This is a genomic window from Yimella radicis (assembly GCF_054778255.1).
Map to the genome: position 1 here is coordinate 1 of NZ_BAAGZR010000010.1, position 14,019 is coordinate 14,019.

Sequence of the window (14,019 nt, forward strand, 5' to 3'; positions counted from 1 at the left end):
GTCGCCTGGCCGCCACCCACCAAGCACTTCACGACCGTCCCCCGGTACAAGCCCGGCACAGTGTCCCGGAAGTGACGACATTCATGTGTCCCAGAAGTGACGCGTCATGACACACGAGGGAACGCCGTATACGCAGTCACCTGGTGCATTTCGAGTTACCTCGGCTGAACCCCGCGCTTGAGCAAGCCGTAGCTGAAGGAGTCGACGAGGGCGAGCCAGCTGGCATGGACGATGTTTGGAGCGACGCCGATGGTCGTCCAGGTGCGGTCGGCGTCGCGGGTCTCGATGAGGACGCGCGTGGTGGCGTCCGTACCGGTGGCCGCGTCCAGGATGCGCACCCGGAAGTCGATCAACTCGAAGGACGCCAGTTCGGGGTAGGTGGCCGAAAGTGCTTCTCGCAGAGCGTGATCCAGCGCGTTGACGGGACCGTTCCCCTCCCCCGTCGCCACGTGCCGCTCCGCCGCAGCGTGGATCTTCACCGTCGCTTCGGCCAGCGCGGGCAGGTCACCGGGCGACGAGTCGATGATGCACCGCCACGACTCGGTGTCGAAGTAGCGCGGCCGGGCGCCGTCCACCTCCTCCACCAACAGGAGTTCGAAGGACGCGTCCGCGGCGTCGAAGGTCCAGCCGTCCTGCTCCATGCCCTTCACTCGCTCGACCACCCGCGCGAGAAGCTCCGGACGGTCGGTGAGGTCGTAGCCGAGCTCCTTGCCCTTGAGTTCGATGCTGGCGCGACCGGCCATGTCCGACACCAGAGTTCGCATCGAATTGCCGACCAGAGCGGGATCGATGTGCTGGTAGAGATCAGGGTCGACCCGCAGCGCCGAGGCGTGTAGCCCGGCCTTGTGCGCGAACGCGCTCGCACCGACGTACGGCTGCCGCCCGTAGGGGGCGATATTGGTGATCTCACTGATCGCGTGGCTGAGGTGCAGGGCGTTCCGAAGCGCGTCCGGATCGATGATGTGACGGCCGAGCTTGAGCTGCAGATTGCTGACGACCGTCACTAGATCGGCGTTGCCGGTACGTTCGCCGTACCCGTTGACCGTGCCCTGCACGTGCATCGCCCCGGCCTGGACTGCTGCGATCGAATTGGCGACGGCGCAGCCGGTGTCGTTGTGGCAGTGAATGCCGAGCTGTGCGCCGGTGGCGTCCTGCACCTTCTGGACGACCTCGAACACCCGGCTGGGCAGCATCCCACCGTTGGTGTCGCACAGCGCCACCACCTCGGCGCCCGCGTCTGTCGCACAGCGGACGACGTCGGATGCGTACGCCGGGTCGGCGAGGTAGCCATCGAAGAAGTGCTCGGCGTCCACGAACACTCGCCGACCCTCACCGACGAGCACCGCCACCGTGTCGCGGATCATTGCGAGGTTCTCCTCGAGCGAGGTGCGCAGCGCATCCTGAACGTGCCGTACGTGCGACTTGGCGACGATGGTGACGACCGGCGTCCGAGCATCGAGCAGCGCTCGCACCTGAGGGTCGTCGGCCGCGTTGCCGTGTGCCCGCCGGGTCGACCCGAACGCCGCCAGCAGAGCGTTCCTCAACGGCACCTCGCCGGCTGCGGCCAGCTTGAAGAACTCGGTGTCCTTCGGGTTCGCCCCCGGCCACCCGCCCTCGATGAACCCGACACCCAGGTCATCGAGCAGCCCGGCGATCGTCAGCTTGTCGGCGACCGAGAGGTTGAGTCCCTCCTGCTGAGCGCCGTCGCGCATGGTGGTGTCGTACACGTGGAAGGTGTCTACGGGGCTCATCGTGGAGTCCTGGTCTTCTGGGGGCTTGGTGTCTGCCGAGCCCCGGCTCTTCGCCTCGTTCCGGGTGCGGGTGGCCCGGCAAACGAAAAACCTCCCGGGGTAACGGGAGGTTGCGCGTCGAGCCGGGCTCGACGCGCTAGCAAATAATGAGGGCGGAGGTGACCGCGTGTCCCATGATTGCCATGCGGACATCATGCCGACGTCCAGGCAGCGGTGTCCACGCCGTGGGTCCGCCGTCTCGGGATGCGGTCGCCCACCTTCTCGCACGAGACGCGCGAACCGGCCACAGATGCATGATCTGTGACCGGTTCGACCGACGTGGGCACTCAGGCGAGACGGGTCATCCAGCCGTGCGTGTCCTCGGTGCGTCCGTACTGGATGTCGAGCAGTGTCTTGCGGATCTTCATCGCGATCTCGTCCCTGTGCCCCTCGACGCGATGGTCGCACGAGCCACCGTCCCACTTGAGTTCGCCGACGGGAGTGATCACGGCAGCGGTGCCACAGGCGAAGATCTCGGTGATCTCGCCGGACTCGGCGCCGTCCTTCCACTCCTGGATCGGGATGCGACGCTCCTGTGGTTCGAGGCCGAGGTCCTTGGCCAGTTCGAGGATCGAACTGCGCGTCACTCCCTCGAGGATGGTGCCGGTGAGTTCCGGAGTGACGATGCGGCCGTCCTTGTAGACGAAGAAGAGGTTCATGCCGCCGAGTTCCTCGATATAGGTATGCGTCGAGGAGTCGAGGAAGACCGCCTGGTCGCATCCGGCGGCGATGCCCTCCAACTGACCGGCCAGGGAGGATGCGTAGTTGCCGCCGCACTTGGCGGCGCCCGTGCCCCCCTCGCCGGCGCGCGCGTAGTCGTTGGAGATCCACAACGACACCGGCTTCACGCCACCGGGAAAGTACGACCCGGCGGGCGAGGCGATCACGCAGTAGGTGACCTCCTTCGAGGGGCGAACCCCGAGGAAGGCCTCGGACGCGAACATGAACGGACGCAGGTACAGCGAGGTCTCCGCGCCGTCCGCCGCCTCTGGCACCCAGTCGATGTCGGTCTGCACCAACGCCTTGAGCGAGTCGACGAAGTCTTCCTCCGGAAGCACCGGCAACGCCAATCGCTTTGCGCTGCGGGCGAATCGGGCAGCGTTGGCCTCGGGACGGAAGGTCCAGACCGAGCCGTCGGCGTGCCGGTAGGCCTTCATGCCCTCGAAGATCTCCTGCGCGTAGTGCAGCACCGCAGCAGCCGGGCTCATCTGGATCGGGCCGAACGCGGTCACTTCGGCGTCGTGCCAGCCCTCGTCCTGGCTCCACTTCGCCAGCACCATGTGGTCGCTGAAGTGGTCGCCGAAGCCGGGGTTCGCCAGGATCGCAGCACGATCGGCGACGCTCGCCCGGTCCTGACGGGGGTTGGAACTGAACGACAAGGACATCGAGGATCCTCCTGCAGGTTCGCCGCGCTCTGATGGGCCGGCGGAGAAGACGTGTGGGTGTGACTGAGATTACGCCGCCGCCAGCATCGCGGACGATCGGCCTCAGGCGAGCGACGCGGTGATCGTGTCGCCGATCTGCGCGGTCGAGCGCACCTGATCTCCTCGCGAGGCGAGATCGGCCGCGACCGCGTGCTCGATGCGCCTCGCTTCGTCCGTGCGACCGAGGTGCTCCAACAGCATCGCGACCGACAGGATCGTCGCCGTCGGGTCGGCCTTGCCCTGGCCGGCGATGTCGGGAGCTGAACCGTGCACCGGCTCGAACATCGAGGGGGTGCTGCGGTCGGGGTTGATGTTGCCGGACGCCGCCAGCCCGATACCGCCGGTGACGGCCGCCGCGAGGTCGGTGACGATGTCGCCGAACAGATTGTCGGTGACGATGACGTCGAACCGGGACGGGTCCTGCACCAGGTAGATCATCGCTGCATCGATATGGGCGTAGTCGTGGGTGACGTCGGGGAACTCGGCACCGACCTCATCGACCGTGCGGCGCCACATGTGCCCGGCGTACGACAGCACGTTGTGCTTGTGCAGCAGGGTCAGCTTCTTGCGCTCACGAGCCTGCGCCCGCGCGAACGCATCGCGCACGACGCGCTCAGCGCCGAAACGGGTGTTGACGCTCACCTCGGTGGCCAGTTCGTTGGGTGTGCCGACGCGCAAGGCGCCGCCGTTACCGGTGTACGGACCTTCCGTGCCCTCGCGGACGACGACGAAGTCGATGCCCTGCGGCGCAACGGAATTCACGTCCAGCGGACTCTTGACGCCGGGGAACAGCTTGGCCGGACGCAGGTTGACGTGGTGGTCCAGTTCGAAGCGGATGCGCAGCAGCAACTGGCGTTCGAGCACTCCACTCGGCACGCTCGGGTCGCCGATGGCACCGAGCAGGATCGCGTCGTGGCCGCGCAGTTCCTCCAGCACGGAATCCGGCAGCGTTTCCCCCGTCGCGTGCCAGCGGCGCGCGCCCAGGTCGTACTCGGTGCGGGCCACCTTGGCATCGCAGACCGCGTCGAGCACCTTGAGACCTTCGGCCACGACCTCCGGGCCGATGCCGTCCCCGCCGATGACGGCCAGGTCGATGGTGTCCGCAGTGGCGTTCCGGCTGCCCGTCTCACTCATGCCCACATGCTAGATCGGCGTCTTGCATGGTGGTACGCGTGTCTCATATTTCGACAGCTGACGTGCAACGAGAACCGCCCCTCGCCCGTGTGGGGCGAGAGGCGGTTCTCACGAGAGATTCTCGGATCAGTCGCGCAGATCCATCGACTCCTGGAGTGCGCGGCGTGCGTCCATCTGCTCTTCGGTCATTCTCATCAACCCTCGGAATATCGCCTGCCCGCGGGGGCAGCGGTGTCAATGCACGTAGTGCGAGGTCCGGGCGGTGCGGGGTTGCGCGCTCGCCGGGCCGGTCAGCCCTGTCCACCGTGATCGACGGTGGGACGAGAACCGATGCTACTCACGAGTTCGATGGTGGGAAGCCCGCTTTCACGACGTGGACAGTCAGTGCATGCCGTGCTGATCAGCGTGCGGCCGAGCCCTCGACGTAGTCGGAGTCGGTCGAGCCGTCCTTGATCCAGCTCATCAAGCCGCGCAGCTTCTTGCCCGTGGCCTCGATCGGGTGCTGAGCACCCTTCTCGCGCAGCTGCTTGAACTCCGGCGCGCCGGCATCCTGGTCGTCGATGAAGCGCTTGGCGAAGGCACCGTTCTGGATGTCCGCAAGGACCTCCTTCATGTTCTCCTTCACCCGCGGGTCGATGACGCGCGGACCCGAGACGTAGTCGCCGTACTCGGCCGTGTCGGAGATCGACCAGCGCTGCTTGGCGATGCCGCCCTCGACCATGAGGTCGACGATGAGCTTGAGCTCGTGCAGGCACTCGAAGTAGGCGACCTCGGGCTGGTAACCGGCCTCGATGAGGGTCTCGAAGCCGTACTGCACCAGCTGCGAGGCGCCACCGCAGAGAACTGCCTGCTCACCGAACAGGTCGGTCTCGGTCTCCTCGGTGAACGTGGTCTTGATGCCGCCGGCACGCAGGCCGCCGATCGCCGCCGCGTACGACTTGGCGAGGTCCCACGCCTTGCCTGACGCGTCCTGCTCGACCGCCAGGAGCACCGGCACACCGCGGCCGTCGACGTACTCACGACGCACCAGGTGCCCCGGTCCCTTCGGGGCGACCATGAGGACGTCGTTGTCGGCGCCGGGCTTGATGTAGTCGAACCGGATGTTGAAGCCGTGGCTGAACAGCAGCGCCGCACCCTCGGCGAGGTTCGGCTGGATCTCCTGCGCGTACAAACGGCGCTGCACCTGGTCGGGAGCGAGGATCACGATGAAGTCGGACTGCTTCACGGCGTCGGCGACCGGCAGGACGGTCAGGCCCTCGGCCTGTGCCTTCGCCGCGGAACTCGAGCCGTCGCGCAGGCCGACGACGACCTGCACTCCCGAGTCGCGCAGGTTGAGGGCGTGTGCGTGCCCCTGGCTGCCGTAACCGATGACAGCGACCTTGCGGCCCTGGATCACCGACAGGTCAGCGTCTTCGTCGTAGAACATGTCAGCCACTTCTGGTTCTCCTCTTGTTGCGAATTCGATTGAAGTTCTTGGGGTTTCGGAAACTCAGCCGGCTTTGCGGGCACGGTCGGTGATCGACCGTCCACCGCGTCCGACGGCCACCAGACCGGATTGCACGAGCTCGCGGACGCCGTAGGGTTCGAGCACGCTCAGCAGTGCGCCGAGCTTCTCCGGCGTGCCGGTCGCCTCCAGCACCACCGAGTCGGTGGTGACGTCGACGACGTTGCACCGGAACATCTGGGTGATATCGAGGATCTGGCTACGGGTGGCGGCGTCGCTACGCACCTTGATCAACACCAGTTCGCGCTGCACGGAGGCCGCCTGTTCCAGTTCGACGACCTTGAGCACCTCGATGAGCTTGTTGAGCTGCTTGGTCACCTGCTCCAGCGCCTGCTCCTCCACATCGACCACGACGGTCATGCGGGAGATCTCCTCGAACTCGGTCGGCCCGACCGCGAGCGAGTCGATGTTGTAGCCGCGTCGGGAGATCAGCCCGGCGATGCGCGCGAGCACACCCGGTTTGTTCTCGACCAGCACCGAGAGTGTGTGGCGCGCCATCAGTGCTCTCCTCGAATCAGGTTGCCGCCGAACATTATTCGCCCTCTTCCTCACGGTCGAAGACCGGCGCCATGCTGCGCGCTATCGTCACCATGTCGTTGCTCACGCCGGCGGGCACCATCGGCCACACCATCGCGTCCCGCTCGACGACGAAGTCGATCACCACGGGAACGTCGTTGATCTCCATCGCCTGCTGGATGACGGTGTCGACGTCCTCGGGACGCTCGCAGCGAAGGCCGACGCAGCCGTAGGCATCCGCGAGCTTCACGAAGTCGGGCACCCGCGAACCGATGGCAGTGTGCAGGTCGGTGTTGGAGTATCGCTCGCCGTAGAACAGCGTCTGCCACTGGCGCACCATGCCGAGGGAACTGTTGTTGATGATCGCGACCTTGATCGGGATCTTGTTGATCACGCAGGTGGCCAGCTCCTGGTTGGTCATCTGGAAGCAGCCGTCACCGTCGATCGCCCACACCGTGCGCTCCGGTTCGGCGACCTTCGCACCCATCGCGCCCGGCACCGCGAAGCCCATCGTGCCGAGGCCCCCGGAGTTGATCCATGAGTTCGGGCGCTCGTACTGCACGAACTGCGCCGCCCACATCTGGTGCTGACCGACACCGGCGACGTAGGTCGCCTCAGGGCCGGCGATCGCACCCAGACGCTCGATGACGTACTGCGGCGCCAGGGCGCCGTCCTCGTCCGGCTCGATGAAGCCGAGCGGGAAATCGCGCTTCCACGTGGTGGTGCGCTCGCGCCAGGCGTCGTAATCACCGATCGGTCCGTCGACTGCCTTGAGCATCTCGAGCAGGTCGTTGATGACTTCCTTGCAGTCGCCCACGATCGGCACATCGGCCACTCGGTTCTTGGAGATCTCGGCCGGGTCGATGTCGGCGTGGATGACCTTCGCCTCGGGTGCGAACGACTCCAGCAGACCGGTGACGCGGTCGTCGAAGCGGGCGCCGAGGGTGATCAGCAGATCTGACTTCTGCAGCGCGGTCACCGCGGAGACGGATCCGTGCATGCCGGGCATTCCCAGATGCAGGTCATGACTGTCGGGCACAGCGCCGCGAGCCATGAGCGTGGTCACCAGCGGAATCCCGGTGAGCTCCACCAGTTCTCGCAGCTCTTTGGCTGCGCCGCCGCGGATCACACCGCCGCCGACGTAGAAGACCGGACGCTTGGCGGCCCGGATCAACTCGATCGCGGCGCGAATCTGTTTGTGGTGCGGCTTGGTCACCGGACGGTAACCGGGCAGGTCGACGAGCGGCGGCCAACGGAAGGTGGTCTTGGCCGTCAGGGCGTCCTTGGTGATGTCGACGAGCACCGGACCGGGGCGGCCGCTGCTGGCGACGTGGAAGGCCTCGGCAATCGCCCGCGGGACCTCGTCCGCGTCCGTCACCAGGTAGTTGTGCTTGCTGATCGGCATCGTGATGCCACGGATGTCGGCTTCCTGGAAGGCGTCCGTACCGATCACCGCCGAGTTGACCTGACCGGTGATCGCGACCATCGGGACCGAGTCCATGTAGGCGTCCGCGATCGGGGTGACCAGGTTGGTGGCACCGGGCCCGCTGGTCGCCATGCAGACACCGACGCGACCGGTTGCGGACGCGTAACCCTGCGCGGCGTGGCCGGCGCCCTGCTCGTGACGCACCAGAATGTGGCGCACCTTCACCGAGTCCAGCAGCGGGTCGTACGCGGGCAGGATCGCTCCGCCCGGGATGCCGAAGACGGTGTCGACACCGACCGCTTCGAGTGCCAGGACGAGGGCCTGGGCGCCCGTCACATCAGCGATCTCCTGGACGCCCTGCGGGACGCGAGCCGCTACCTGGGCCGGCGACGGAACAGGCTGTCCCGGTCGAGCGGCGGGTCGGATCGTGGTGTCTGTCACGGCAACCACCTTCTGCGTGTGTTCGGTCATTTTGGACTCGGACATGAAAAAACCCTCCGGCCCGAAGGCAGTGAGGGTGAGCGCGTCGACCGACCGGAGTCAGCTGACGCGCTTGGGAAGTACGAGAATCCGTGCCATGTGTCGATCTTCGTCCGCGACCTGGACGACCGTCAACTATGTGAGATGGTCGTCTCACATAGTGATCGGGTGACGCTGGTCACCCACGCCCGACGAAGACCTGTTCGAGTTCGGTGGCGCCCGGGGCGAGGTCGGCCCACTCCCCCTCGATGCGGAGGACGGCGACCGCGCTGGTGGCGAAGTGGTCGACGAAGTCGACAGCGACGTTTGCCTCGGTCAGCGCGGCGGCGATCGCCGGCACGCCCGGCGCGTGGCCGACCAGAGCGACGCAGTGCGCGTTCTCGGGGGTCTCGCGCAGCACCTCCAGCAGCGTTCGCGGCGAGGCGTCGTAGATGCGTTGTTCATGGTCGACGATCGGTCCGACGCCGGAGGCCTCGACGATCGCAGCCCAGGTCTCGCGCGTCCGGGTCGATGTGGAACACCACACGAAGTCGGGGCTGAGGGACTTCTCGCGAAGCCACTCGCCGACCGCCCGGGCGTCCAGGACACCACGCTCGGTGAGGCAGCGTTCGTGGTCGGTGGTCGAACCGTGGGGTTCGGCCTTGGCATGACGGATCAGGATCAGAGTGCGGTCCGTGGTCATGGCTAGAGCATGTCACTGCGTCCGTGCCGGTGGACACCCGGACGGTTCGCAGAGCCGATCACGCAGAGCAGAACTGCGAGCGCCGCCCACCAGACGAAGCCCGCCCAGTGCGATGCGGACAGTGATTCGCCGAATTGGACGACCAGCCGGACGCCGGAAACTGCGAGCCCCGGAGGTGTCCACGGCCCGATCGGCTGCCAGAGCACATCGGCGCGTCCGAACCCTTCGGCACCGGCTCGGCTCGGACTGGCGACGACGAACGTCAGCACGAGTGCCCACCCGACCAGGCCGGCGAGACCCGCGAGGGCGAGCGCTGCCCGGGCAAGCAGTGCCGAAACGACGAAGGTCGCGGTACCGATGACGAACAGGCGAGGCGCGTCCTCCGCCCACGCCGGAATCGTCAGTGCTGCGATTCCTACCGAGACAGCAACCACCGGGGCTCCCGCGACCAGGGTGATCGCGACGCCCCTCAGCTGTCCGTGCACGGACTCGTGCCCGCGCCGAACGGCAAGAGTGAAGGCGAGTCCGCAGAGCAACCAGGAGAGTGCCAGGTGGTACCCGTGCCGTCCCGCGCGGTCCTCCCTCGACGGCGTCGTGATGTCGGCTGTGACGACGGTGCGTGAGGACGCCCGCTGCACCGCCTCGGCGACCACACGCACTGCTGCGGTCGCCTCGACCCCTTGTGCTGAACTCACGGTCAGCGAGTCCTGCGGCTTGGTCGGATCGACCAGCAGGACGCCTTGGGTACGGTCAGCCCGAAGGTCCGCCAAGGCATCGGCCTCGGTGCCACCGAGATAAGCCCGAACGGGGTGTCCGTCGACGGTGTTGATCTGGTTGGCGACGTACCCGGCCCAGGTGTGTCTCGGCGAGACCACGACGAGTGACGGCGTCTGTGGCGTCGATTGCAGGAGGACGAACCCGGTGAAGAGAAGTGCCTGCACGAGTGCGATCCAGCCCACTGCTGTCACCACGCGCAGCACGTGGTCGCGTCGGTCGATCTGCACGGTCTCAGTCGCCGACGACCACGACGTTGCTGAGTTCACCTGTGGCGGTGAAGTGCGGAATCTCCCTACGCAGCAGCCGAATCAACCGTGGCGTGAACGCCGTCGTCGCACCGCCCACATGCGGTGTGATCAGCACGCCGGGCGTCGTCCACAGGGGGTGATCCGCAGGCAAGGGTTCCGGATCGGTGACGTCCATCGCTGCTCGGACGTGGCCGGCTGCGCAGGCACGCTGCAGGGCGTCGGTGTCGACGATGCCCCCGCGGGCGACATTGACGACGAGCGCGTCGTCGGGGAGTGCGGCAAGGAACTCGTCGTCGACGAGGTGCCGGGTGGCGTCGGTCATCGGCAGGATCAGGAAGACGATCTCGGCCGCCGGTAGCAGCTGATCGATCTCGTCGATGCCGTACACCCGATCCACCAGGTCGTCGCCGGCCCGCGCCCTGGACGCCACGACGGTGCAGTCGACCTCCAGCACCTGCAGGCGGGAGACGAGCATCCGTCCGATGGAGCCGTAGCCGATCACCAACGCCTTCCGGTCGGCCAGGGAGGGTCGGCCGGCCAGCCGCAGCCACTGCCCCGACTGCTGCGCGCGGACGGCATCCGGGATCGCCCGTTGGGAGGCTATGGCCAGCCCGATCGCCAGTTCGGCGGTGGACGTGTCGTGAATGCCTCGGCCGTTGGCAAGAGCGACGCCGGACGGTAGGTACGGCAGGGCGTGCTCGAACCCGGCAGTCGCCAGTTGCACAGCCTTCAGGCTCGGCAGCTCACACAGGTGCTCGAGTCGCTTCGGGTTGGACATGTACGGCGGCACGACCAGTTCGATGTCGTCCCGCGGTGGCGCGTCCTTCATGTCCCAGACGACCAACTCGACTCCGTCGAGGTCGGTCAGTTGGTCGGCCCAGTCCTGCTGGGCAACGCTGACGACAGGGCGGGCTGCGCTCTTCTCGGTCACGGCCCGACGCTATCGCGCGAGGCGTTCGCTGAAACGCGTTGCGCCCGGACCGCGAGAGTCCGGGCGCAACGATGCAATCGGCGTTCAGCTGAGCTTGGAGATGATCAGCTCGCGCGCTTTGGCGGCGTCGGCCTGACCCCTCATCTCCTTCATCACCTGACCGATGAGCGCACCGGCAGCCTGCACCTTGCCGTCGCGCACCTTCTGCGCCACGTCCGGGTTGGCTTCGATGACCTTGTCGACGGCGGCTTCAAGAGCGCTGTCGTCCTGAACGAGTTCGAGTCCGCGGGCGTCGGCGACCTGGGTCGGCGAACCCTCGCCGGCGATGACGCCCTCCATGACCTGGCGGGCCATCGAGTCGTTCAGACGTCCGGCCTTGATCATCGAGTCGAGCTCGGCGATGTGAGCTGGGGTGACGCCGAAGTCGGAGACGGCCTTGCCCTCGTTGTTCGCGCGACGTGCGAGATCGCCGGTCCACCACTTGCGGGCGGCGGCGGGTGACGCACCGGCGGCGACAGTCTCCTCGATCAGTTCGACGGCGCCGGCGTTCAACACGTCGCGCATCTCCAGATCGCTGTAGCCCCAGTCCTTCTGCAAACGCTTGCGACGCTGGGCCGGCGGCTCGGGCAGGGTGGTGCGCAACTGCTCGACGCTCTCGCGAGTCGGCGCGACCGGTACGAGATCGGGCTCGGGGAAGTACCGGTAGTCCTCGGCGTCCGACTTCGGTCGACCGGACGTGGTGACTGCGGTGTCCTCGTGCCAGTGGCGGGTCTCCTGCAGGATCGATCCGCCGGAGTTCAGCACCGCTGCGTGCCGGCTGATCTCGTAACGCACCGCACGCTCGACCGAACGCAACGAGTTGACGTTCTTGGTCTCGGTGCGGGTGCCGAACTTATCCGCGTCCTTGGGCATCAGCGAGACGTTGGCGTCGCAGCGCATCGACCCCTGCTCCATCCGGACGTCGCTGACCCCGAGTGCCTTGATCAGGTCACGCAGCGTCGAGACGTACGCCTTGGCAATCTCCGGCGCACGCTCACCGGCGCCGGTGATCGGCTTGGTGACGATCTCGATCAGCGGGATACCGGCCCGGTTGTAGTCGATGAGCGAGTACTCAGCACCTTGGATGCGGCCGGTCGAACCGCCGACGTGCAGCGCCTTGCCGGTGTCTTCCTCCATGTGGGCGCGCTCGATCTCCACCCGGAAGACGGTGCCGCCCTCCAACTCGACGTCGAGGTAACCGTTGAACGCGATGGGCTCGTCGTACTGGCTGGTCTGGAAGTTCTTCGGCATGTCCGGGTAGAAGTAGTTCTTCCGGGCGAAGCGGCACCACTGCGCAATCTCGCAGTTGAGCGCCAGGCCGATGCGGATGGCCGACTCGACGCCCTTCTCGTTCACCACGGGCAGGGCGCCGGGCAGACCGAGGCAGACCGGGCAGACCTGGGTGTTCGGCTCGGCGCCGAACTCGGTCGCGCAGCCGCAGAACATCTTGGTGTTGGTGTTCAGTTCGACGTGCACCTCGAGACCCATCACCGGGTCGTACGTGGCAATCGCCTCGTCGTAGTCGACGACGTCGTCGACGTGGGTGCTCATCAGTTCGCCGCCTTTCCGCCGAGTGCCGGCGCCTTCGTGAGAATCGGAGCGCCCCACTGCGACAACAGCATTCGCTCCAATGCGGCGCCGACTTCGTACAAACGCTCGTCCTTGGTCGCCGGCGCGAGGATCTGGAAGCCGCTGGGCAGGCCGTCCTCGGCGAGGCCGTTCGGGATTGACATGCCCGGGATCCCGGCAAGGTTCGCGGGGATGGTGGCGACGTCGTTGAGGTACATCGCCATCGGGTCGTCCAGCTTCTCCCCCATCTTGAACGCCACGGTCGGCGCCGTCGGGGTGACCAGCACGTCCGCCTTCTCGAACGCGGCGGCGAAGTCGCGCGCGATCAGCGTGCGCACCTTCTGTGCCTGGCCGTAGTAGGCGTCGTAGTAGCCGGAACTGAGCGCGTAGGTGCCCAGGATGATGCGGCGCTTGACCTCGTCGCCGAAGCCGGCGTCGCGGCTGGCCGCCATGACCTGCTCAGCGCTCGGGCTGTCGACGCCGTTCGGCGGGACGCGCAGGCCATACCGCATCGCATCGAACTTAGCGAGGTTCGAACTCGCCTCGCTCGGCAGGATCAGGTAGTACGCGGCCAGGCCCTTCTCGAACGAGGGACAGGAAACCTCGACGATCTCGGCGCCGGCTTCTTCGAGCAGCTTCACCGACTCCTCGAAGCGCGCCTTCACCTGCGGCGCGAAACCGTCTGCGGAGATCTCCTTGATGATGCCGACACGCATCCCCTTTACCTCACCGCGGCCGGCGGCCTCGACGACCGGCGGGACCGGTGCGTCGATCGAGGTCGAGTCCAGCGGGTCGTGGCCGCCGATGACCTCGTGCAGCAGCGCCGCGTCGAGCACCGAACGGGTGCAGGGGCCGGCCTGGTCCAGCGAACTCGCCAGCGCGATGAGGCCGTAGCGGGACACGCCGCCGTAGGTCGGCTTGGTGCCGACGGTGCCCGTGACGGACGCGGGTTGACGGATCGATCCGCCGGTGTCGGTGCCGATCGCCAGCGGCGCCTCGAAAGCAGCGACGGCGGCCGCGGAGCCACCACCCGAACCGCCGGGGATGCGGTCGAGGTCCCAGGGGTTGCGGGTCGGGCCGTAGGCGGAGTGTTCGGTGGAGGAACCCATCGCGAACTCGTCCATATTGGTCTTGCCGAGGATCGGCATGCCGACTGCCCGCAACCGCGACACCAGCGTGGCGTCGTACGGCGGGATCCAGCCTTCGAGGATCTTCGATCCGGCGGTGGTCGGCTGGCCCTTGGTGGCGACGACGTCCTTGACGGCGATCGGCACACCGGCGAGGGTCGGCAGGTCGGCGCCGCCGGCGCGGCGCTCGTCGATGTCGCGGGCGGCGGCGAGTGCGCCCTCGGCGTCGACGTGCAGGAATGCGTGCACGTCGCCGTCGACGGCGGCGATGCGGTCGAGGTGGGCCTGGGTGACTTCGACGGCGCTGAGCTCCTTGCGGGCGAGCGCGTCGGCCAGTTCGGCCGCGGTCGAGGTGATGATGTCGGTCAAGTC

General features: G+C 67.0%; 11 protein-coding genes. All 11 read right to left on the reverse strand.

Features of this window, described 5'->3' with window-relative positions; all coding sequences use genetic code 11:
* Window positions 1-155: 155 nt before the first annotated feature.
* The 11 genes from cimA to gatA all read right to left on the reverse strand — a co-directional run bounded on the left by cimA (window position 156) and on the right by gatA (window position 14,016).
* Window positions 156-1,751 carry a citramalate synthase gene (gene cimA, locus ACYU8W_RS09475; protein WP_499468580.1) on the reverse strand — a complete coding sequence of 532 codons (1,596 nt, stop codon included), beginning with the start codon at window positions 1,749-1,751 and terminating at the stop codon, window positions 156-158.
* A 326-nt stretch (window positions 1,752-2,077) separates the two neighbouring features.
* Window positions 2,078-3,175 (reverse strand): branched-chain amino acid aminotransferase, encoded by a 1,098-nt coding sequence (locus tag ACYU8W_RS09480; RefSeq protein ID WP_141927934.1) that lies wholly within the window; start codon window positions 3,173-3,175, stop codon window positions 2,078-2,080.
* 102 nt (window positions 3,176-3,277) lie between these two features.
* A complete protein-coding gene (locus tag ACYU8W_RS09485) occupies window positions 3,278-4,348 on the reverse strand; it encodes a 3-isopropylmalate dehydrogenase (protein WP_499468582.1) in 1,071 nt (356 codons plus the stop codon).
* Between the two features lie 400 nt (window positions 4,349-4,748).
* Window positions 4,749-5,783, reverse strand: coding sequence for a ketol-acid reductoisomerase (ilvC, locus tag ACYU8W_RS09490; RefSeq protein ID WP_499468584.1), 1,035 nt, complete (start codon window positions 5,781-5,783; stop codon window positions 4,749-4,751).
* Between the two features lie 54 nt (window positions 5,784-5,837).
* Window positions 5,838-6,350: an acetolactate synthase small subunit gene (gene ilvN / locus ACYU8W_RS09495; protein WP_499468586.1), complete on the reverse strand. Its 513-nt coding sequence runs from the start codon at window positions 6,348-6,350 to the stop codon at window positions 5,838-5,840.
* A 34-nt stretch (window positions 6,351-6,384) separates the two neighbouring features.
* A complete protein-coding gene (locus ACYU8W_RS09500) occupies window positions 6,385-8,280 on the reverse strand; it encodes an acetolactate synthase large subunit (protein ID WP_499468588.1) in 1,896 nt (631 codons plus the stop codon).
* 172 nt (window positions 8,281-8,452) lie between these two features.
* Window positions 8,453-8,956, reverse strand: a complete 504-nt coding sequence (locus ACYU8W_RS09505; protein ID WP_499468590.1) for a SixA phosphatase family protein — start codon at window positions 8,954-8,956, stop codon at window positions 8,453-8,455.
* Between the two features lie 2 nt (window positions 8,957-8,958).
* Window positions 8,959-9,960, reverse strand: coding sequence for a hypothetical protein (locus tag ACYU8W_RS09510; RefSeq protein WP_499468592.1), 1,002 nt, complete (start codon window positions 9,958-9,960; stop codon window positions 8,959-8,961).
* A 4-nt stretch (window positions 9,961-9,964) separates the two neighbouring features.
* A complete protein-coding gene (locus ACYU8W_RS09515) occupies window positions 9,965-10,912 on the reverse strand; it encodes a 2-hydroxyacid dehydrogenase (protein ID WP_499468594.1) in 948 nt (315 codons plus the stop codon).
* Between the two features lie 84 nt (window positions 10,913-10,996).
* Window positions 10,997-12,502, reverse strand: coding sequence for an Asp-tRNA(Asn)/Glu-tRNA(Gln) amidotransferase subunit GatB (gene gatB, locus ACYU8W_RS09520; RefSeq protein WP_499468596.1), 1,506 nt, complete (start codon window positions 12,500-12,502; stop codon window positions 10,997-10,999).
* Window positions 12,502-14,016 (reverse strand): Asp-tRNA(Asn)/Glu-tRNA(Gln) amidotransferase subunit GatA, encoded by a 1,515-nt coding sequence (gatA, locus tag ACYU8W_RS09525; RefSeq protein WP_499468598.1) that lies wholly within the window; start codon window positions 14,014-14,016, stop codon window positions 12,502-12,504. Before gatA ends, gatB begins: the two co-directional genes overlap by 1 nt.
* Between the last annotated feature and the right edge of the window lie 3 nt (window positions 14,017-14,019).

What these genes read in the sequence shown, in the direction of transcription:
- cimA (WP_499468580.1), bottom strand. Translation starts at nt 1,751, where the DNA reads ATGAGCCCCGTAGACACCTTCCACGTGTACGACACCACCATGCGCGAC.
- ACYU8W_RS09480 (WP_141927934.1), bottom strand. Translation starts at nt 3,175, where the DNA reads ATGTCCTTGTCGTTCAGTTCCAACCCCCGTCAGGACCGGGCGAGCGTC.
- ACYU8W_RS09485 (WP_499468582.1), bottom strand. Translation starts at nt 4,348, where the DNA reads ATGAGTGAGACGGGCAGCCGGAACGCCACTGCGGACACCATCGACCTG.
- ilvN (WP_499468586.1), bottom strand. Translation starts at nt 6,350, where the DNA reads ATGGCGCGCCACACACTCTCGGTGCTGGTCGAGAACAAACCGGGTGTG.
- ACYU8W_RS09500 (WP_499468588.1), bottom strand. Translation starts at nt 8,280, where the DNA reads ATGTCCGAGTCCAAAATGACCGAACACACGCAGAAGGTGGTTGCCGTG.
- ACYU8W_RS09505 (WP_499468590.1), bottom strand. Translation starts at nt 8,956, where the DNA reads ATGACCACGGACCGCACTCTGATCCTGATCCGTCATGCCAAGGCCGAA.
- gatB (WP_499468596.1), bottom strand. Translation starts at nt 12,502, where the DNA reads ATGAGCACCCACGTCGACGACGTCGTCGACTACGACGAGGCGATTGCC.